This is a genomic window from Marinovum sp. J2-8 (assembly GCF_055808435.1).
Genome location: NZ_JBVVRZ010000001.1, coordinates 909279 through 928659 on the forward strand (window position 1 = coordinate 909279; position 19381 = coordinate 928659).

20 protein-coding genes and 2 pseudogenes are annotated in these 19381 nt (G+C 59.0%); 20 read left to right on the forward strand and 2 right to left on the reverse strand.

All coding sequences use genetic code 11. The features are described from left to right. Positions 1-141 precede the first annotated feature (141 nt). From AC0L4F_RS04580 to AC0L4F_RS04650, 15 genes are all read left to right on the forward strand, one after another. Entirely contained in the window at positions 142-999 is an 858-nt protein-coding gene (locus AC0L4F_RS04580; RefSeq protein ID WP_244685813.1) for an HpcH/HpaI aldolase/citrate lyase family protein, read from the forward strand. 4 nt (positions 1000-1003) lie between these two features. After that, the gene (locus AC0L4F_RS04585) at positions 1004-1549 is read left to right on the forward strand and encodes an NnrU family protein (RefSeq protein ID WP_244685815.1); all 546 of its coding nucleotides are present in this window, start codon (positions 1004-1006) and stop codon (positions 1547-1549) included. Positions 1550-1556: 7 nt separating this feature from the next. Further along, positions 1557-1760 carry a DUF1737 domain-containing protein gene (locus tag AC0L4F_RS04590; RefSeq protein ID WP_244685817.1) on the forward strand — a complete coding sequence of 68 codons (204 nt, stop codon included), beginning with the start codon at positions 1557-1559 and terminating at the stop codon, positions 1758-1760. Beyond that, entirely contained in the window at positions 1761-2792 is a 1032-nt protein-coding gene (locus AC0L4F_RS04595) for a MaoC family dehydratase (RefSeq protein WP_244685819.1), read from the forward strand. A gap of 254 nt (positions 2793-3046) precedes the next feature. After that, entirely contained in the window at positions 3047-3436 is a 390-nt protein-coding gene (gene sdhC / locus AC0L4F_RS04600; RefSeq protein WP_244685822.1) for a succinate dehydrogenase, cytochrome b556 subunit, read from the forward strand. 12 nt (positions 3437-3448) lie between these two features. Further along, on the forward strand, positions 3449-3820 hold the full coding sequence (gene sdhD, locus AC0L4F_RS04605) for a succinate dehydrogenase, hydrophobic membrane anchor protein (protein WP_244685824.1): 372 nt from the start codon (positions 3449-3451) through the stop codon (positions 3818-3820). Between the two features lie 16 nt (positions 3821-3836). Beyond that, on the forward strand, positions 3837-5642 hold the full coding sequence (sdhA, locus tag AC0L4F_RS04610; RefSeq protein WP_244685826.1) for a succinate dehydrogenase flavoprotein subunit: 1806 nt from the start codon (positions 3837-3839) through the stop codon (positions 5640-5642). Further along, the gene (locus AC0L4F_RS04615; RefSeq protein ID WP_244685828.1) at positions 5642-5905 is read left to right on the forward strand and encodes a hypothetical protein; all 264 of its coding nucleotides are present in this window, start codon (positions 5642-5644) and stop codon (positions 5903-5905) included. The genes sdhA and AC0L4F_RS04615 overlap by 1 nt, the downstream gene beginning before the upstream one ends. Then, positions 5906-6232 (forward strand): hypothetical protein, encoded by a 327-nt coding sequence (locus AC0L4F_RS04620; RefSeq protein WP_244685830.1) that lies wholly within the window; start codon positions 5906-5908, stop codon positions 6230-6232. Between the two features lie 9 nt (positions 6233-6241). Then, a complete protein-coding gene (locus AC0L4F_RS04625; RefSeq protein WP_244685832.1) occupies positions 6242-6694 on the forward strand; it encodes a hypothetical protein in 453 nt (150 codons plus the stop codon). A gap of 10 nt (positions 6695-6704) precedes the next feature. Beyond that, positions 6705-7484 carry a succinate dehydrogenase iron-sulfur subunit gene (locus AC0L4F_RS04630; protein WP_244685834.1) on the forward strand — a complete coding sequence of 260 codons (780 nt, stop codon included), beginning with the start codon at positions 6705-6707 and terminating at the stop codon, positions 7482-7484. Between the two features lie 18 nt (positions 7485-7502). Continuing rightward, the gene (locus AC0L4F_RS04635) at positions 7503-8216 is read left to right on the forward strand and encodes a ZIP family metal transporter (RefSeq protein ID WP_244685836.1); all 714 of its coding nucleotides are present in this window, start codon (positions 7503-7505) and stop codon (positions 8214-8216) included. A gap of 67 nt (positions 8217-8283) precedes the next feature. Further along, entirely contained in the window at positions 8284-8610 is a 327-nt protein-coding gene (locus AC0L4F_RS04640) for a hypothetical protein (protein ID WP_244685838.1), read from the forward strand. Next, complete coding sequence (locus AC0L4F_RS04645) at positions 8607-8843, forward strand: hypothetical protein (protein ID WP_280520450.1); 237 nt, start codon at positions 8607-8609, stop codon at positions 8841-8843. The genes AC0L4F_RS04640 and AC0L4F_RS04645 overlap by 4 nt, the downstream gene beginning before the upstream one ends. Positions 8844-9007: 164 nt before the next feature. Next, positions 9008-10192 carry a type III PLP-dependent enzyme gene (locus tag AC0L4F_RS04650; RefSeq protein WP_244685840.1) on the forward strand — a complete coding sequence of 395 codons (1185 nt, stop codon included), beginning with the start codon at positions 9008-9010 and terminating at the stop codon, positions 10190-10192. A 68-nt stretch (positions 10193-10260) separates the two neighbouring features. Here AC0L4F_RS04650 and deoD read toward each other — a convergent pair whose 3' ends face one another. Next, complete coding sequence (gene deoD, locus AC0L4F_RS04655; protein ID WP_244685843.1) at positions 10261-10968, reverse strand: purine-nucleoside phosphorylase; 708 nt, start codon at positions 10966-10968, stop codon at positions 10261-10263. Positions 10969-11128: 160 nt separating this feature from the next. Between deoD and AC0L4F_RS04660 the strand changes: the two genes are divergently transcribed. Further along, the gene (locus AC0L4F_RS04660) at positions 11129-12574 is read left to right on the forward strand and encodes a bifunctional diguanylate cyclase/phosphodiesterase (RefSeq protein WP_244685845.1); all 1446 of its coding nucleotides are present in this window, start codon (positions 11129-11131) and stop codon (positions 12572-12574) included. Between the two features lie 14 nt (positions 12575-12588). Here the strand turns inward: AC0L4F_RS04660 and AC0L4F_RS04665 are convergent. Further along, positions 12589-14560 (reverse strand): annotated as a pseudogene (locus AC0L4F_RS04665) (methylmalonyl-CoA mutase family protein). A gap of 136 nt (positions 14561-14696) precedes the next feature. On the opposite strand from AC0L4F_RS04665, the gene AC0L4F_RS04670 reads away from it, so the two are divergent. The 4 genes and pseudogenes from AC0L4F_RS04670 to AC0L4F_RS04685 all read left to right on the forward strand — a co-directional run bounded on the left by AC0L4F_RS04670 (position 14697) and on the right by AC0L4F_RS04685 (position 19350). After that, entirely contained in the window at positions 14697-16070 is a 1374-nt protein-coding gene (locus AC0L4F_RS04670) for a 1-acyl-sn-glycerol-3-phosphate acyltransferase (protein WP_244685847.1), read from the forward strand. Positions 16071-16202: 132 nt separating this feature from the next. Then, positions 16203-17494: pseudogene (gene ccrA / locus AC0L4F_RS04675) on the forward strand (crotonyl-CoA carboxylase/reductase). A 410-nt stretch (positions 17495-17904) separates the two neighbouring features. Then, a complete protein-coding gene (locus AC0L4F_RS04680; protein WP_244685849.1) occupies positions 17905-18633 on the forward strand; it encodes a helix-turn-helix transcriptional regulator in 729 nt (242 codons plus the stop codon). A gap of 84 nt (positions 18634-18717) precedes the next feature. Continuing rightward, positions 18718-19350 carry an acyl-homoserine-lactone synthase gene (locus AC0L4F_RS04685; RefSeq protein ID WP_244685851.1) on the forward strand — a complete coding sequence of 211 codons (633 nt, stop codon included), beginning with the start codon at positions 18718-18720 and terminating at the stop codon, positions 19348-19350. Positions 19351-19381: the final 31 nt, after the last annotated feature.

Here is a 19381-nt window from a genome sequence, read left to right on the forward strand (position 1 = left end):
GGTGTTGCGCCCGGTTTTTGCTGCGCCGCGGCGATTTCGGTCTTGAACTTTTTGCAAATTAATGCCCCTTATTCGCGCAACAATGTTACACGGCGAATTAAGCAGGCCAGCAACTGGCACGTTTTCAGAAGGATCCGACCCATGGATATGCGCGCGCGCCCCTATCGTTCTGTTCTCTATATTCCCGGTTCCAAGGACCGGGCGTTGGCCAAGGCCCGCACTTTGGCCGTCGATGCGATCATTTTTGATCTCGAAGATGCTGTTGCGGTTGAGGAAAAGGTCAATGCGCGTGCCACACTGGCGGCGGCGCTGGGTCAGGGCGGCTATGGCCAGCGCATGAAAATCGTCCGGATCAACGGGTTGGATACCGAATGGGGGGCTGACGATGCCCGCGCGGTTGCGGATATGGCTCCTGATGTGGTGTTGCTGCCCAAGGTGAATTCCGCCGCTAATCTTGATGCTCTGGCGGACATCACCGGCGACCTGCCGATCTGGGCGATGATGGAATCGCCACTGGGGATGCTGAATGCCGCTGAAATTGCCGCACATCCAAAGCTGGCCGGGTTTGTCATGGGCACCAATGATCTGGCCAAGGACCTGCAATGCCGGTTCCGGGCGGATCGCCTGCCGATGATGACCTCGCTTGGGCTGTGCCTGTTGGCGGCCAAGGCGCATGGGGTGGTGATTGTGGATGGCGTATATAATGCGTTCAAGGATGACGCAGGCCTGCGCGCGGAATGCGAACAGGGGCGTGACATGGGCATGGATGGCAAGACACTGATCCATCCGGCGCAGGTCGATATCGCCAATGCGGCCTTTGCCCCGTCCGAGGCCGAGGTCGACCTGGCCGGGCGTCAGATCGCCGCTTTTGAAGAGGCCGAGGCCAAAGGGCAGGGGGTTGCCGTGGTCGACGGGCGCATTGTTGAAAACCTTCACGTTGCCACCGCACGGGAAACTCTGGCAAAAGCCGAGATGATAGCCGCCCTTTCATCGGAGTAAGCCAATGTTTGTCCTGATCCTCGGCCTCGCCCTCTGGGTGCTGGCACATTTCTTTAAACGCATATCGCCAGAGCGCCGTGCCGCCCTGGGCGACAAGGGCAAGGGCATTGTTGCGCTGGCGATTGTTGTCTCTGTCGTTTTGATGGTTCTGGGCTACCGCGCCGCGCCGTTCATTGACGTGTGGTTCCCGCCGGATTGGGCGCGCCATGTGAACTATCTGTTGGTGCTTGCCGCGCTGTTCATGACGTCACCTGCGCCCAAGAAGGGGCGTCTTCTCTCTGGTATGCGCCATCCGATGTTGATCGGGTTCAGTCTTTGGGCAATCGCGCATTTGTTGGTCAATGGCGATCTGGCCTCGGTCATTCTGTTTGGCGGATTGCTGGTGTGGGCCGTGGTGCAGATAGCGGTGATCAACCGGGCAGAACCCAATTGGACCGCCCCCGCAGGCGGAAGTTATGCCAAGGACGGGATGTTTGCCGCCATATCCGTCATCCTGTTCGGGGTGATCGGTTTTATTCACGGGCTGGTTGGCCCATCACCCTTTGGATGATGAGATCATGAAACTTTATCGTTTTCTGTCCGCGGATGACACATCCGCCTTTTGCCACAAAGTCACCGAGGCCCTGAACAAGGGTTGGGTTCTGCATGGGTCGCCGACCTATGCCTATGACCATGCCAATGGCGTGATGCGCTGTGGTCAGGCCGTCACCAAAGAGGCCGACGGCACCTATACCCCCGACATGAAACTGGGAGCGCAGTGAATGGCAAAGACCAATCCGGGCCGGTTCTTCGAGGATTACACGCTGGGAGAGGTGATCCCCCATGCGGTGCCGCGCACGATTTCCGGCGGCGAACGTGCGCTTTATCATGCGCTCTATCCCGCCCGGCATGCGCTGTATTCTTCTGATGAATTTGCTCGCGCTTCTGGACTGGCGGCGGCGCCGATTGATGATCTGGCGGCGTTTCATGTGGTGTTTGGCAAATCGGTGCCTGATATTTCGCTGAATGCGGTGGCCAACCTCGGCTATGCCGAGGGCAACTGGCGGCTGCCGGTCTATCCCGGCGATACCCTGCGTTCCGAATCCGAGGTGATTGGCCTCAAGCAGAACTCCAACGGCAAAAGCGGTGTGGTCTATGTGCGCACCCGTGGTCTGAACCAGCGTGACGAAGTGGTGATGGATTATGTCCGTTGGGTTATGGTGCGCAAAGGCGATCTTGATGCGCCTGCGCCGGACATGGTGATCCCGGATCTGCAAAAGGTCATTCCTGCCTCAGATCTGGTGATCCCGGCGGGGCTGGATTTCAGCGCTTACGATTTTGCACTGGCCGGAGAGCCGCATCGCTGGGGCGATTATGACATTGGCGAGGTCATTGACCACGTGGATGGCGTGACCATCGAAGAGGCAGAACATATGCTCGCCACCCGCCTGTGGCAGAACACCGCCAAGGTGCATTTCGACGCCACTTTCCGACCAGACGGCCAGCGGCTGATCTATGGCGGCCATATCATTTCCATGGCGCGGGCGTTGTCCTTTAACGGGCTGGCCAATGCGCAGATGATTGTGGGGCTGAATGGCGGTGCCCATGCCAATCCGTGTTTCTCCGGCCTGACGGTCAAAGCCTGGTCCGAGGTTCTGGACAAGGCCGAAACATCTGCGCCGGGCGTTGGCGCAATCCGTCTGCGTCTGGTGGCGACATCCGGCGGCGAGGCATTCACGCTCCGGGGTGAGGACGGCAAATATCTGCCGCATGTGCTGCTGGATCTGGATTATTGGGCGCTGATGCCAATGTGATCACATTGGCGGGGTTTCGTGATCGCTAACAAATTCCTGACTGTTTTAGACGGGATTTTGACCCGCAATAATAAGCTGAGTTGGCAATGCCAACTCAGTGTCGGAATTTTGTGATCACTGGCTTTGCGGCTGTGATCACAAATGTGGAAAAACCGCCGATTGAGACAAAAAACCGCCTCTATGCGGCGGTGCGGCGCGTGACAGACGCGTAAAAATCACTATCAAAGGAGGCAAGTGAACCGAAAGGATATGCCATGGCCGATGTAAATCGCGGCAACCGACCGCTCTCGCCCTTTATGCTGGGCAAGTATTACAGGTTTCAGCTGAACTCCGTGACCTCGATCCTCACCCGGATCACCGGCAATGCGCTGCTTCTGGGCGCGCTTCTGGTGGTGTGGTGGCTTCTGGCTGCGGCAAGTGGGCCGGACTATTTCGCCACCGTTGATTGGATCGTGACCAGCTATGTCGGCGACCTGATCATGTTCGGATCGGTCTGGGCCTTGTGGTTCCATTCGCTGGCCGGTGTGCGCCATCTGATCTGGGATCAGGGCAAATGCCTTGATGTTGCCGTCGCCGACAAGCTTGGCTGGGGCATCATCTATGGGTCGGCGATCCTGACCATCCTTACAATCATCATCGTCTGAGGGGGCTGACACATGGCATTTCTAACTGACCGCAAACGCGCCGTAGGCCGTGGCAGCGCCAAGACCGGCGTTGATCATTTCTGGTCGATGAAGGTGTCCTCGATCGCATTGATGATCCTGGTTCCGCTTTTCGTTTTTTCCTTCGGCTCTATCCTTGGCGGCACCTATGAAGAGGTCATCGCCGCCTATTCCCGGCCATTCCCCGCAATCGTCGCGATCCTGACCATCGTCGTCGGCTTCATGCACTTCAAGGATGGCGCACGGGTAATGATCGAGGACTATGTGCACGGCACATTGGGCCAGGCCCTGATTATCGGGGTGATCTGTTTGAGTTATGCTGCGGCTGCGACCGGCGTTTACGCCGTCGTCAAGATCGCGCTTTAAGAGACCGGAGCTGACAATGGCTGAATATTCCTACGAGACGCATGATTATGACGTCGTGGTTGTGGGGGCTGGCGGTGCCGGTCTGCGCGCGACGCTGGGCATGGCGGAACAGGGTCTGCGCACCGCTTGCGTGACCAAGGTTTTCCCGACGCGGTCGCATACCGTGGCAGCACAGGGCGGCATCGCGGCCTCGCTGTCGAACATGGGGCCGGACCACTGGCAGTGGCATATGTATGACACGGTCAAAGGTTCCGACTGGCTTGGCGATACCGACGCGATGGAATACCTCGCCCGCGAAGCGCCCAAGGCGGTTTACGAGCTGGAACACTATGGCGTGCCGTTTTCGCGGACCGAAGAAGGCAAGATCTATCAGCGCCCGTTTGGCGGCCATACCACCGAATTCGGTGAAGGCCCCGCCGTGCAACGGACCTGTGCCGCTGCTGACCGCACCGGCCACGCCATCCTGCACACGCTTTATGGCCAGTCGCTGAAGCAACAGGCGGAATTCTACGTCGAATATTTTGCCATCGACCTGTTGATGGCCGATGATGGCTCCTGTCAGGGTGTGCTCTGCTGGAAGCTCGACGACGGCACCATGCATGTCTTCAACGCCAAGACCGTGGTGCTGGCCACCGGCGGTTATGGCCGCGCCTATTTCTCGGCCACCTCGGCCCATACCTGCACCGGTGACGGTGGCGGCATGGTCGCACGGGCGGGCCTGCCGATGCAGGACATGGAATTCGTGCAATTCCACCCGACCGGCATCTATGGCTCTGGCTGTCTGATCACCGAGGGTGCACGCGGCGAGGGTGGGTTCCTGACCAACTCCGAAGGCGAGCGGTTCATGGAGCGCTATGCGCCCCAGTACAAGGACCTCGCCCCGCGCGATTATGTTTCGCGCTCGATGACGATGGAGATCCGCGAAGGCCGCGGTGTCGGTGACGAAGGTGATCACATCCACCTGAACCTGTCGCATCTGCCACCCGAGGCATTGGCCGAACGTCTGCCCGGTATTTCGGAAAGCGCGCGCATTTTCGCCGGTGTGGATGTCACCAAGGAACCGATCCCGGTTCTGCCGACCGTGCACTATAACATGGGCGGCATTCCAACCAACTATTGGGGTGAGGTTCTGAACCCCACCGCCGATGATCCCAACCGCATCGTGCCGGGCCTGATGGCCGTGGGCGAGGCCGGTTGCGCCTCGGTGCACGGGGCCAACCGCCTCGGGTCGAACTCTCTGATCGACCTTGTGGTCTTTGGCCGCGCCGCTGCGATCCGTGCGGGCAAGGTTGTCGACGCCGAAAGCGCCGTGCCAACCGCCCCCAAGAGCCAGATCGACAAGGCGTTCGACCGCTTTGACGGGCTGCGCAATGCCAAAGGCGGCATTCCTACCGCAGAGCTGCGTCTGGAAATGCAGAAAACCATGCAGGCCGATGCTGCTGTTTTCCGCACCGCCAAGACAATGGCCGAAGGTGTCGAGAAGATGACCGCCATTGCCGCCAAGCTGGACGATCTGAAAGTGACGGATACATCGCTGGTCTGGAACTCTGATCTGATGGAAACGCTGGAGCTGACCAACCTGATGCCCAACGCACTGGCCACCATCGTTGGCGCCGAAGCGCGTGAGGAAAGCCGCGGCGCACATGCGCATGAGGATTTCCCCAAGCGTGATGACGACAAATGGCGTGTGCACACCATCAGTCGCATTGACGGCAACAAGGTCGATCTGAGCTTCCGCCCGGTGGTCACCGATCCATTGTCGACCGAAGCCGAAGGTGGCATTTCGCTCAAACGGATCGCCCCGAAAGAAAGGACGTTCTGATGCCGCTGATCAAACGTGCCTCTCTGGTGGCGCTGGCCTTCTGTGCGGCACCGGCCATGGCGCAGGAATATTATGGCGAAAAGGGCTGGACCGGGGACGAGGGTTCAAAATCCTACGTGGCGGAGGAAGCGCAATATATCGCGACCGCACCCGAGGTCTATGTCCAGGCAGAGGTGCAGCATGCTGCGCCTTATGTCCCTTATGGCTGTGTCATGGGCCTTGGCGTCATGCAGCGCGGCACTTTGATCTGTCCGGGGCACTGAATGTTCGGCACGCGATCCATCATATGCGTTGCGGTGGCTGCCCTGTCGCTGGCGGCATGTACGCCTGCCTCGCAGGATTTGCTGGCGCGTAACGCGGCGAAATCGGTGGTCGCGCGTGCCGCGACAGAACGCCTTCCTGGTGTGCCGGTCGAGCCCTATACCAACTGCATCATCGACAATGCCAGTTCCCAGCAGATCCTGACGCTTGCGGCGGATGCCGTGACCGGGCCGACCGCCTCGACCTGGGAAATCATCACCGGGATTGCGCGCAAACCCGAGACCCTCCAATGCCTGCTGACCAATGGTGTCAGCGCCTTGCTGCAATAGGAGGGCTGCATGGGCCTTTTGGTAGACATCATAGACATCGTTGGCTCGCTTAGAAGTGAGTGGTCCAATTACGAAAAGAGTCTGACGGTTAAAGAAGCACTCCAAGTTCGACGTGCGTTGAAGGTTCTTAAATTTTCAAATGCTACTATCTCGCGGATAAGCGGTGCGACCCATGATGATTTCGAGTACATTGCCATCACACAGCGAGACTTGTCGCAAGAAGTGAGCGTTGCGTTAGAGGTATTGCATGCGTTCGCTGAAAAACATTGCACTTCCATTCGGACAGCACGAATAGCGAATACAATCAGCGATTACAAACTTGGACTTAGAGGCCAAATTGGTAATGCGCTTTATAGTCCGCACAAGCGGGCTGCTAAGAGGGATGCAATGATGAAGGTTGTTATCGAGCTTAACAAACTAATAGAAGAGCTAGACGAGCGGCTAGAAACTCATATCCGCTAGGAGCAACGACATGGTACAACTGACCCTTCCCAAGAATTCCCGCATCACCAAGGGCAAGACATGGCCCAAGCCCGAGGGCGCGACCAATGTGCGCCAATTCCAGATCTATCGCTGGAACCCGGATGACGGCAAACAGCCATCGGTCGATACCTATTTCCTGGATATGGACAAATGCGGGCCGATGATCCTGGACGCGCTGATCAAGATCAAGAACGAGATTGATCCGACCCTGACCTTCCGCCGCTCCTGCCGCGAAGGCATTTGCGGATCCTGCGCGATGAACATCGACGGCATCAACACGCTGGCCTGTATCTATGGTCTGGACGAGGTGAAGGGCGACGTAAAGATCTATCCGCTGCCGCATATGCCGGTGGTCAAGGATCTGATCCCCGACCTGACGCATTTTTATGCGCAACACGCGTCCATCATGCCGTGGCTGGAAACCAAGACCAACCGCCCGGCCAAGGAATGGAAGCAGTCGATCGAAGACCGCAAGAAGCTTGATGGGCTTTATGAATGCGTGATGTGCGCGTCGTGTTCGACGTCCTGCCCGTCTTACTGGTGGAACGGCGATCGCTATCTCGGACCCGCAGCGCTGTTGCATGCCTATCGCTGGATCATCGACAGCCGCGACGAAGCTACCGGCGAGCGTTTGGATGAACTGGAAGATCCGTTCAAGCTCTACCGGTGCCACACCATCATGAACTGCGCCAAGACCTGTCCCAAGGGGTTGAACCCGGCGCTGGCGATTGCCGAAATCAAGAAAATGATCGTGGACCGCACGGTTTAATCGTTCGGGGGCGGCCCGGTGGAGGGTATCGTCGCCGGTCTGATCCTTGCAGCGCTGGCCGGGGCAAGCATCCCGGTCGGGGCGGTTCTGGCCGCGCTCGAGGATCGGCTCAAGCCACAGTGGCAGGACCGGGCGACCCATACGGTGGCCGCCTTTGGTGGCGGCGCGCTGTTTTCTGCCATTGCTTTTGTGCTGCTGCCAGAGGCCATTGACCGGCTGTCCGCGGTTCCGTTGATGGGGCTGTTTCTGGCGGGCGGGCTGGTGTTTTACGGCGTCGATGCCATGCTGTCGCGCATGGGCGGCGGCGGCGCGCAGTTTCTGGCGATGATGCTGGATTACGTGCCCGAGGCCATGGCGCTGGGCGCTTTGGTCGTTGGGCGGGCCGATGTGGCGATGCTGACCGCTGGATTGATCGCCCTGCAAAACGTGCCCGAAGGATTTTCGGCCTACCGCGAGATGATCGCCGCCGGCCATGCCAGCCGCAACAAGCTGTTGTTATTGTTTGCTCTGATGGTGCCGGTCGGTCCGGCGGCGGCGGCGATGGGGTTTTTCGTATTGGCGGATGTGCCCGCTGTTTTGGGCGGGGTGATGGCCTTTGCTTCGGGCGGCATCCTCTATCTGTTGTTTCAGGACGTCGCACCACAGGCAAAACTTGGCGGTTCTGGCGGCCCACCGTTGGGCGCTGTTGCGGGATTTGCTTTGGGGCTGGCCGGGCATCTCGCCACGCTTTGACATTGCTTGCATCGCATGGCTCTGATCGACGGAAATGCCCCCACGCCACGAAAGTGAGAAGGCTGTAATGACCAAAGATTCCGATGATCTGATCAATTTCGACTCGCCTGAGGCGTTTGCTGCCGCGGGGCGCGCATTATCGGCCCGCATGCATTATCTCAATCGTGTGGCGATGGGGGAAAGTGTTTTTGCCTCGCAAGTGGCCGAAGCAATGCGCAATCTTTGCAAGGCATTTGAGTTGCGCGCGAAAGACCCGGAGGTTTCACGCGCATTCGGCGATGGCTGGACCCAGGGCACAATGAGCGATGCGGAAAAGATCGCCTTTCTATCTAAATTGATACTGGAAGATCCCAATACCCCGGTGCCGCAACATGACGGTCGGCCTGACCCTTGATTGTGTTCGTCGGCCTGCTGATCGCCTTTGTGCTGGTGATGATCTTTTCCCGCCCGGCGACGCGCAATTGCCGCTGGCGACGGGGCAGGGAAGATGGGCAGGTGGTTTGGACCTGTGCATATTGTGGCGCAAAAACCCCGGGCAGCGATCGGGAATCCCGAAAAATTGCATGCGAACAAAGCCTTAGGCGAAAGCCGCAAAATTTCTTTGGCTGGCATGATTTTTTGGCTTGATCGAATCCGCGAATAACCTCATATGCGGCTTCAAGACGCCAACGCACGCGCCTCTGTCGAGGTGGGCAAGCACCCACGCGGTTACGTAGCGACGGTAACGTCTCCCTTGGAACTGAGCGGTCTGAGCCGGAAAACCGGAATGGCCGAGTCTTTTGGAGATGACCATGAACGCATATGTAACCGGGCTTTCGGCCTGCGATGCCGCTGTTGTATCCGGCAGCGATTTTTCCCGTACCGAAGCCTTCATCCGTGACAATATCTTTGCCCGTCCGACCCTGGTGATCGACACCCAGGCCGTGGCCCGCCAATACGCCGCCCTGTCACAAGGTCTGGGCCGTGCGCGCATCCATTATGCGGTCAAGGCCAACCCGGCCCCGGAAATCCTGCGCACCCTGCGCGAGCTGGGTTCGAACTTTGACGCGGCGTCGCGGGTCGAGCTGCAAATGTGCCTGGATGCCGGTGCACGCCCGGATCAGCTGTCGTTTGGCAACACCATCAAACGCGCATCTGACATTGCTTGGGCGCATAGCGTCGGTATTGACCTGTTCGCGGTGGATGCCGAAGAAGAGATTGAAAAGATTGCCGAAAATGCGCCCGGCGCGCGTGTCTATCTGCGGATCATTGTCGAAGCGACCGAAGCGGAATGGCCGCTGACCCGCAAGTTCGGCTCTGCGCGTGACAAGGCGCTGGCGCTGATTTCGGATGCCAAGGCACATGGGTTGAACCCGGTTGGTCTGTCGTTCCATGTCGGGTCGCAAACCCGTCGCGCCGCGATGTGGGCACCGATCCTTGATCAGGTTGCGGCGGTCTGGCACGCGGCAAAGGCCGAAGGGCATGCGCTGACCCTGTTGAACATCGGCGGTGGTTTCCCGGCCTTTTATGGCAAGGAAATCGACGCACCGGCGCTCTATGCCGCCGAAGTCATGCGATTGGTGCAAGAGCGGTTTGGCGACGTGCCGGAAATCATGGCGGAACCGGGCCGGGGGCTGGTGGCCGAGGCCGGTATGATTGCGGCAGAGGTCCTGTTGGTGTCGCGTAAATCCGAAAACGATCTGCATCGTTGGGTCTATCTCGACATTGGCCGTTACTCTGGTCTGGCCGAAACCGAAGGCGAAGCAATCCGCTATCAATTCGTCACCGACCGCGATCATGAAACAACCGGCGCCTGCATTCTGGCCGGTCCGTCCTGTGACAGCGCTGATGTGTTGTATGAAAAACAGCCGGTGCAATTGCCGGTTGGCCTGCGCGCCGGTGACCGTGTGATGATCCGGGCCTGCGGGGCCTATACCTCGACCTATGCCAGCGTTGGTTTCAACGGCTTCCCGCCGCTGGATGTGATCGCGATCTGAAATCGACCTGTCGAACGGTAAAAACGGGGCGTGCCATTGGCGCGCCCCTTTGCCGTCCATGCTCCGGTTTACTTGGCGAATGCGGCCTCAAGCGCGATTTCCACCATGTCGCCAAAGCTGGTTTCGCGTTGCTCACTGGGTAGCGCTTCGCCCGTCAGAAGATGGTCCGACACGGTCAAAACCGCCAATGCACGCGCCTTGTGCCGCGCGGCCAGGATATAGAGTTCGGCGGCCTCCATCTCGACCCCGAGGATACCGTGGCGGGTCATCTGTTCATTGAGGTCCGGGCGTTCATCGTAAAACACATCCGATGAATAGATGCCGCCAACGTGACAGGTGGTGCCGCGGGCCTCGGCCGCCTGGACGGCTTTGCTCAACAGCGGATAATCGGCGCAGGGGGCAAAATTCAACTCGCGCAGAATGCCGCGCGACGGGGTGGACAGGGTGGTGGCGGTCATGGCGATAATGACATCGCGCACCTTTACATGGTCCTGCATCGCGCCACAGGATCCAATGCGGATCAGGGTTTTCGCACCATAATCGCGCAGCAATTCGTTGGCATAGATCGACAGCGATGGCATGCCCATGCCCGAGCCTTGGATCGAAACCGGGTGGCCCTTCCATGTGCCGGTGTATCCCAACATGCCGCGCACTTCGTTCACCAGACGCACATCGTCAAGGAATGTCTCGGCCGCCCAACGCGCGCGATAGGGATCGCCGGGCATCAAAACGGTTTCAGCTATTTCGCCGGGTTTGGCACCGATATGGACGGTCATGGCAATCTCCGATGGGGCAATGATGTGGGTTTGACTTTGGCATTGGGTCCAATGGATCACAACCCGCCTCCGCTGTGCATTCCGGGCCTTTGAAATCGGGACTAATACCCCTATGGTTGATTTTAGTGGGTTTTTCGGAAGGCATGACCGGGTGTCGACCTTGATAATAGGACTGTGTTTGGCGTTGGGGGTGTGCCTGCTCTGTGGGGTGACCCTGGCCGTTCGGCACGTCAGACGCCAAAACAAACAGCTCGCCGCGTTGAACGAGCGGGTGACCGTGATGGCGGCCGAAAACGCACGTTTGCTGCATATGGTTGAATTCGACGACCTGACCGCCGCCCGGTCGCGGCGGTATCTGCGCGTTTTGTTTTCGCGCAGCCGCCAGGATGGCACCAATGCCATGATCTTTGTCGATCTTGATGAATTCAAAAGCGTGAACGACGGCTTTGGCCATCGGGCAGGGGATGTGTTCCTGCGTCAGGTCGCCCAGGCGTTGACCGGGGCTTGCCGTGAACGCGAGACGCTTTTTCGTCACGGCGGCGATGAATTCTGCATCTATCTGGAACAGGTTGAAATGGATGTGGCGGTGGCACGTGCGCGGGATTTCGTCAAAACCGTGTCCGATACAATTGTGGCCATCGACGGGGTCAAGGTCCGTCGGACCGCCAGCGCCGGGGTGGCCCGGATCGACGCCGGTCAGGATATGATGGGCGCGCTCTATTATGCGGATGAGGCGCTTTATGCGGCCAAGCAGGCGGGTGGCAATTTGGTCAAGGTCACCGAAGGCGAAACCCTGAAATCCATGATTGCCCGGCGCACCGGTCCGCGGGCCGAAGATGTGGCCGAAGCGATCCGCAAAGAGGAAATCACCTATTTCGTTCAGCCGGTGTTTGACACATTGGCCGGGCGTGCCATCGGGGTCGAGGCGCTGATCCGTTGGGTGCGCGCCGATGGTGATGTCTTGTTGCCGGAAAAATTCATCGACGTCATGGCCGGAAACTATCACAGCAATCTGGCCGCACCGCCGGGGGCCGCAACACAGGTGGTCAACGCATTTAGTGCCGCCAATACCGGGGTCTATTGCGCGTTCAACATTTCCTCGCGATTTTTGGAGCGGTCGATAGAAGCCAACCTGCGGTTTGCCAACAAGTTGACCAAAGGGTTCGACCCATCGAAATTTGTGTTCGAAATTGTCGAAAGCTCGGTCATTCGCAACCCCGAACGGACCCGCGATCTGTTGGAGCAACTGCGCGCGCAGGGGATTCGCATTGCGTTGGATGATTTTGGCACCGGGTTTTCCAACCTGGAGCGTTTGCAGCAATATCAGGTGGATATTGTCAAAATCGACCGCCGCTTTGTTCAGGGGTTGGGCAGCGCGCGGGTGGATTCCGGGATTCTGCGCGCGCTATACGACCTGTCCTGTAGCATGGGGTTCATGGTGATTGCCGAAGGTGTGGAAACCGAACAGGAACTTGCCGCGCTGCAAGACATCGGGATCTATAACGCCCAAGGCTATCTTCTGGGGCGGCCGGAACGCGTCAGCTATTGGCAGAACCGAATTGCCAAGCCGCTTCCACCAGCGCTCTGCGTGAAGAAGTCGGCCTGACCGTGGGCGGCGGGTTATTCCGCCGCCACCGATTTCGAATCTGCCAGGGTCACGATGTCGGCCATGATGGTGTTCAATTCGAAATCCTTGGGCGTATAGACCCGTGTCACGCCCATCGCCAGAAGCCGCCGCGCGTCGTCGTCCGGGATGATCCCGCCGACAATCACCGGCACATTACCCAGCCCCGCCGCGCGCATACGTTCCATCATATCCTCGACCAGCGGGATATGTGAGCCCGACAAAATCGAAAGACCAACCACATGTGCCTTGTCTTCGACGGCGGCGGTGACAATCTCTTCGGGGGTCAGGCGGATACCGTCATATGAAATATCCATGCCGCAATCACGGGCACGAAAGGCGATCTGCTCTGCACCATTGGAATGGCCGTCCAGCCCCGGTTTGCCGACCAGGAATTTCAACCGCCAGGCCCAGACGGTCGCTGACCGCATCCACCGATTGGCGCAACTCGTCGAGGTTTTCGGTCCGGTTCGACACCGAAGGCGACACACCCGTCGGCCCGCGATATTCGCCAAAGGCCTTGCGCATCTCGGCGGCCCATTCGCCGGTGGTGACCCCGGCCTTTGCGGCGGCAATGGACGGCGGCATGATATTGGCGCCGTCACGCGCGGCGGCGCGCAGATCGGCCAAAGCTGCCGCAACGGCGGCGGCATCGCGGCTGTCCCGCCATTTTGCCAACTGGTTGATCTGGTCCTTTTCTACCGCCGGGTCGACGGTCATGATGCCGCCATCTTCGGTCATCAAGGGCGACGGCTCGGTCTCGGTCCAGCGGTTGACGCCAACAACCGTGGTGTCGTTGCGTTCAATCCGGTTCAGACGGTCGGCGTTGGATTCCACCAGACGTGATTTCATATATTCGATCGAGGCCACCGCGCCGCCCATGGAGTCGAGGTTCGCCAGCTCGGCGCGTGCGCCTTCCTTCAGCGCCTCGACCTTGCGGTCCACCGCCGGGTTGCCATCGAACAGGTCGTCAAATTCCAGAAGGTCGGTTTCATAGGCCAGGATCTGTTGCATCCGCATCGACCATTGCTGATCCCAGGGGCGAGGCAGGCCGAGTGCTTCGTTCCAGGCGGGCAATTGCACCGCACGGGCACGGGCGTTTTTCGACAGCGTCACCGCCAGCATTTCGATCAGGATGCGATAGACATTGTTTTCCGGCTGTTGCTCGGTCAGGCCAAGCGAGTTGACCTGGACGCCATAGCGGAACCGCCGCTGTTTCGGGTCGGTCACGCCATAACGCGTTTCACAGATTTCATCCCACAGATCGACAAAGGCGCGCATCTTGCACATCTCGGTCACGAAGCGGATGCCGGCATTTACGAAAAACGAGATCCGCTGCACCACGGCGGGGAAATCCGCCTCTGGCACACGCGGGCGCAGTTCATCCAGAACAGCGGTGGCGGTGGCCAGCGCAAAGGCCAACTCCTGCTCCGGCGTCGCGCCCGCCTCTTGCAGATGATAGGAACAGACGTTCATCGGGTTCCATTTCGGGATATGCGAATAACAATATTCCGCCACATCCGCGATCATTTTCAGGCTGGGTTTTGGCGGGCAGATATAGGTGCCGCGCGACAGATATTCCTTGATCAGGTCGTTTTGCACGGTGCCCTGAAGCTTGGAAATATCCGCGCCCTGTTCCTCGGCCACGGCAACATAAAGCGACAACAACCAGGGCGCAGTGGCATTGATCGTCATCGAGGTGTTCATCTGATCCAGCGGGATCTGGTCGAACAGCGCGCGCATATCCCCCAGATGACAGACCGGCACGCCAACCTTGCCGACCTCGCCGCGCGCCAGCACATGGTCGCTGTCATACCCTGTTTGGGTTGGCAGATCGAAAGCCACCGACAGGCCGGTCTGGCCCTTGGCCAGATTGTTGCGATAGAGCGCGTTGGATGCAGCGGCCGTGGAATGGCCAGCATAGGTACGGATAAGCCAGGGCTTGTCGGCCTTGCGGGTCTCGGTCATGTCAGCCTCGTGATTCTTGGACGTAATTTTGTTTCGTTAATGATGTCATATGCGAAACAAAGTGGCGTTGTCAATTCGCTGCATCGCGGCGTGTTCCCATGTTTACGCAATTGCAGCAAAATGCAAACGTGGCGCCATGATTGGCACCATTGAAATCCCCGTTTGGCTGTTTTTGTTGATCCTTGCCTTTGCGGTGGTCACATTCGCATCGCATTTCCTGTTCCCGTCTGTGCGCTGGTTTTTACGCCGCCGGATGGAACGCGTGGTGGCGCGGATCAATCAACGGCTCGAGCGGCCGATCGAACCGTTCAAACTTGCGCGGCGGGTCGATATGATCCAGCGGCTGATTTATGACCCCCAGGTGAGCGAGGCCGTGGTCGCCTATGCCCAGGCCAATGGCGTGCGCGAGGATGTGGCGTTTGAAAAAGCCCGCCGTTACGCGCGCGAGATTGTGCCATCCTTTTCCGCCACCGCCTATTTCGGTGTGGCGATCCGGCTGGCGCGGTGGTTGTCGCGTTCGCTTTATCATGTGCGGCTGACAAATCAGGACGACGCGGCCATCCGGGCGATCAATCCCGAGGCCACGGTGGTCTATGTGATCAATCACCGGTCAAATATGGACTATGTGCTTGTCACCTATCTGGCGGCGGAACGCTCTGCGCTGGCCTATGCGGTGGGGGAATGGGCGCGGGTCTGGCCGCTGTCTTTCTTGATCCGGTCGATGGGGGCGTATTTCATTCGCCGCAAAAGCCGCGATGACCTCTATCGGCGGGTCTTGGCAAGGTATGTGGCGCTGGCCACGGCCGGGGGGCTGGCCCAGGGCATGTTTCCCGAGGGCGGTCTCAGCCTGACGGGCGCACCGGCGGTGCCGCGCGTCGGTTTGCTGAAATACATCGTGGATGGCTGGGATCCGGCCGGGCGTGATGTGGTCTTTGTGCCGGTGGCCCTGAACTATGACCGCGTGCTGGAGGATCGGGTGCTGATCGCGGCGGGCAAATCCGGTGAGCGGCGGTTTCGTGGTCGTCTGGGCGAGGCTTTGATCTTCTTGCTGCGCCACATCCGCTTGCGGGTGATGGGGAAATTTCACCGTTTTGGCTGTGCGGCGGTCAGTTTTGGCATGCCGTTGGATCTGCGCGGCTTTGTCGAAATTCAGGGTCGCCGCCCCGAGGCGTTGGCGCAGGAGTTGATGACCCGCATCGGCGCGGCGGTGCCGATCCTTCCGGTGCCACTGGTGGCCTATTGCCTGCGGGACGGAACGGCACGAACCCGGGCCGAGATCGAAGCTCTGGCCGAAGCGTTCCCCGGCGTTTGCCCTGAAAAGGATGCAGACGCAGGTGCAAGCGCCGGACCGGCGGAGGTTGCCGCGGGAATCGAAGGGTTGTTGCGGCGCGAACTGATTGCGGAAACCGCGGGACGGTATGCGATTTTGCCACATCAAGCAGAGGTGGTGGCGTTCTATGCCAATTCGATTGCGCATCTCGCCCGCTCAGATGCTGCGCAAGCACGGTGATTTCTGCATCGGCTCGGTTATAAAATTACAAAAATGGCATCATGTGTGTTGCAATATTGCGCTTGGGGCGATATTGCAGACAAACGCACCGCGAATTCTGCATTGCGGCATGATTTAGCCAAGGAGGCCCACATGGCACTGGACACGCACGGCGGCATCGCCGCTTATGAGGCGCCTGAAAAGGACCTGTATGAATTGGGCGAAATGCCCCCGATGGGATTTGTTCCCAAGCAGATGTATGCTTGGGCCATTCGCCGTGAACGCCACGGCAACCCCGACACGGCCATGCAATTGGAGGTCGTGGATGTGCCCGTGCTGGACAGCAACGAGGTGCTGGTTCTGGTGATGGCCGCTGGTGTGAACTACAATGGTGTCTGGGCATCCCTCGGCCAGCCGATCAGCCCGTTTGATGGCCACGGCAAGCCGTTCCATATTGCAGGTTCCGATGCTTCGGGCATCGTCTGGGCCGTGGGTGACAAGGTGAAGCGCTGGAAAGTCGGCGACGAGGTGGTGATCCACTGCAACCAGGATGATGGCGACGACGAGGAATGCAACGGCGGCGACCCGATGTATTCCGCCAGCCAGCGGATCTGGGGATATGAGACCCCGGACGGCTCTTTTGCCCAGTTCACCAATGTTCAGGCCCAGCAGCTCATGCCGCGCCCCAAGCATCTGACATGGGAAGAGAGCGCCTGCTACACGCTGACGTTGGCCACTGCCTATCGGATGCTGTTCGGCCACGAGCCGCATGATTTGAAACCCGGCCAGAATGTTCTGGTCTGGGGGGCGTCGGGCGGTCTGGGATCTTATGCGATCCAGCTGATCAATACAGCCGGTGCAAATGCCATTGGTGTGATCTCGGACGAGGACAAGCGTGACTTTGTCATGGGGCTGGGCGCCAAGGGTGTCTTGAACCGCAAGGATTTCAATTGCTGGGGCCAATTGCCCACGGTGAACACCCCGGAATATGCCGAGTGGTTCAAAGAGGCCCGCAAGTTCGGCAAGGCGATCTGGGACATCACCGGCAAGGGTGTGAACGTCGATATGGTGTTCGAACACCCCGGCGAAGCCACATTCCCTGTGTCGACCTTTGTGGTGAAAAAGGGCGGGATGGTTGTGATCTGCGCGGGCACCACCGGTTTCAACCTGACGTTTGACGTGCGCTACATGTGGATGCACCAAAAACGCCTGCAAGGCTCGCACTTTGCCCACCTGAAACAGGCGGCTGCGGCCAACAAGTTGATGCTGGAACGGCGGCTTGATCCCTGCATGTCCGAGGTGTTCGACTGGGCGGATCTCCGGCCGCGCATATGAAAATGCTGCGCAACGAACACAAGCCGGGCAATATGTCGGTTTTGGTTCAGGCACCGCGCACCGGTCTGCGCACATTCGAAGACGCGCTTGAAGCCGGTCCAAAGTCTTAAGATCGCCGACGGGCCGATCAAGGTCTGCCGCTCGACAGGCAGATGCCCTTAAGGATGAGGGTGTAAATCACCTCGCAACGGCCCGCGGCACCCGACACGGTGCGGCGGGCCGTTTGACGTCAAAATGCGAAACTTTTTCATTTCAATCCTTTGCATTTTCCCACCTCCCTATTTTTGGGGAGGGAAAATAGGTGAATTTTCCAGAAACCCTTCTCATGCTATGGTTGTATTAACTTATCGTTAACCAATGGCAGAGAGAGTCGTTATGAAACACGAATGGATACTCGACGTACTGGCCGATCTCAAAAAATTCGCTGTATCGAACGGGCTGCCTTCCTTGGCTGAGCAGCTGGATGATGCGCGGGTTGTCGCAATGGCAGAGGTCGCCTCGTGCGCGGAAGGGGCGCAGATTGGGCTTCGCGGTGAACACGCCACGATTGGATGTGATACTGGCACGGTTGGAGCAATCCGCCGCGCTTGAAGAACTGCAAGACATCATTGTCGGATTACGAGATGTCTTTGGGGTCGACCATTTGGTCTACCATTGGGTCAACAGCAATGGCGATCAATACGGATGCGGCACCTATGCCCCGGAATGGGTCGAACGCTATCTCGACCAGGGGTATTTGCGAATTGATCCGGTGGTCTTGGGCTGCTTTCAGCGGTTTCATCCGGTTGATTGGAAAATGTTGGATTGGTCATCCCGTGCGGCGCGGGCCTTTCAGAAGGAGGCAATGGAATACGGCATTGGCAATCAGGGGTTTTCGATCCCGATCCGGGGCCCCAAAGGCCAATTTGCCCTCTTTACTGTCAACCACCGATGCGACGATCCGGCCTGGCAGAGCTTTTGTGACGGCAATCGCCGGGATTTGATCCTGGTGGCACATTATTTCAACCAAAAGGCGCTGGAATTCGAACCAGACCGCTTGCCGGAGCAGGGTCAATCCCTCTCCCCGCGCGAGGTTGAGGCGATGACACTGTTGGCGGTTGGGTTGAGCCGGGCACAGGCGGCGGAGCAGCTGTCGATCTCGGAACATACATTGCGGGTCTATATTGAATCGGCCCGCTTCAAATTGGGCGCTATGAACACCACTCACGCAGTGGCCCGTGCACTGAGTTGCGGGCTGATCGTTGTCTAAAGGTTAAGACCCGCGCGCTCAGCTCTGCGGGCCTTAACCCTTTGTGGGCCAGCCTCTCTCTCGACACGAGAGGAGTGCCCCACCATGATCCGTTATCTTTATGCCGACCAACTGGCCCAGGAACCCACACTGGCGCGTGCCATGTTTCGCGACCGCGCCGATCAGTTCCATACACGGCTGGGCTGGGAGGTTCAGGTCGACGAACGCGGCGAAGAACGCGACGAATATGACCGTGAAAACCCGCTTTATGTCATTTGGCAAACCCCGGACGGTGGCCATGGCGGCTCGATGCGGTTTTTGCCCACGGTTGGGCGCACCATGGTCAATGACCACTTCATCCATCTGACCGACGGTGTCCGCATTCAAAGCCCGCTGATCTGGGAATGCACCCGGTTTTGCATGGCGCGCAATGCCGGTGGTAATGTGGCGGCGGCCCTGATGTTGGCGGGCGGCGAGATCATGCAGAATTTTGATGTCGAACATTTTGTGGGCGTGTTTGACGCCCGCATGGTGCGGATCTATCGCCGGATCGGTGCCTCGCCCGAGGTTCTGGGCAGCGAAGGCGAAGGCCGGTCCCGGATCAGTGTCGGACTTTGGGGGTTCTCGCCCGAGGCCCAGCAACGGGTGTCTGCCAGCGCCGGAATCCCGGCCAGCCAGTCGCGCCATTGGTTCACCCGTGCCTTTGCGCCGGCGGACCAGCTGGCCGAAATAGCCTGATCCGGCGCAATCGCGTTTGAACGCTCTGGCA

What these genes read in the sequence shown, in the direction of transcription:
- AC0L4F_RS04580 (WP_244685813.1), top strand. Translation starts at nt 142, where the DNA reads ATGGATATGCGCGCGCGCCCCTATCGTTCTGTTCTCTATATTCCCGGT.
- AC0L4F_RS04585 (WP_244685815.1), top strand. Translation starts at nt 1,004, where the DNA reads ATGTTTGTCCTGATCCTCGGCCTCGCCCTCTGGGTGCTGGCACATTTC.
- AC0L4F_RS04590 (WP_244685817.1), top strand. Translation starts at nt 1,557, where the DNA reads ATGAAACTTTATCGTTTTCTGTCCGCGGATGACACATCCGCCTTTTGC.
- AC0L4F_RS04595 (WP_244685819.1), top strand. Translation starts at nt 1,761, where the DNA reads ATGGCAAAGACCAATCCGGGCCGGTTCTTCGAGGATTACACGCTGGGA.
- sdhC (WP_244685822.1), top strand. Translation starts at nt 3,047, where the DNA reads ATGGCCGATGTAAATCGCGGCAACCGACCGCTCTCGCCCTTTATGCTG.
- sdhD (WP_244685824.1), top strand. Translation starts at nt 3,449, where the DNA reads ATGGCATTTCTAACTGACCGCAAACGCGCCGTAGGCCGTGGCAGCGCC.
- sdhA (WP_244685826.1), top strand. Translation starts at nt 3,837, where the DNA reads ATGGCTGAATATTCCTACGAGACGCATGATTATGACGTCGTGGTTGTG.
- AC0L4F_RS04615 (WP_244685828.1), top strand. Translation starts at nt 5,642, where the DNA reads ATGCCGCTGATCAAACGTGCCTCTCTGGTGGCGCTGGCCTTCTGTGCG.
- AC0L4F_RS04620 (WP_244685830.1), top strand. Translation starts at nt 5,906, where the DNA reads ATGTTCGGCACGCGATCCATCATATGCGTTGCGGTGGCTGCCCTGTCG.
- AC0L4F_RS04625 (WP_244685832.1), top strand. Translation starts at nt 6,242, where the DNA reads ATGGGCCTTTTGGTAGACATCATAGACATCGTTGGCTCGCTTAGAAGT.
- AC0L4F_RS04630 (WP_244685834.1), top strand. Translation starts at nt 6,705, where the DNA reads ATGGTACAACTGACCCTTCCCAAGAATTCCCGCATCACCAAGGGCAAG.
- AC0L4F_RS04640 (WP_244685838.1), top strand. Translation starts at nt 8,284, where the DNA reads ATGACCAAAGATTCCGATGATCTGATCAATTTCGACTCGCCTGAGGCG.
- AC0L4F_RS04650 (WP_244685840.1), top strand. Translation starts at nt 9,008, where the DNA reads ATGAACGCATATGTAACCGGGCTTTCGGCCTGCGATGCCGCTGTTGTA.
- deoD (WP_244685843.1), bottom strand. Translation starts at nt 10,968, where the DNA reads ATGACCGTCCATATCGGTGCCAAACCCGGCGAAATAGCTGAAACCGTT.
- AC0L4F_RS04670 (WP_244685847.1), top strand. Translation starts at nt 14,697, where the DNA reads ATGATTGGCACCATTGAAATCCCCGTTTGGCTGTTTTTGTTGATCCTT.
- AC0L4F_RS04685 (WP_244685851.1), top strand. Translation starts at nt 18,718, where the DNA reads ATGATCCGTTATCTTTATGCCGACCAACTGGCCCAGGAACCCACACTG.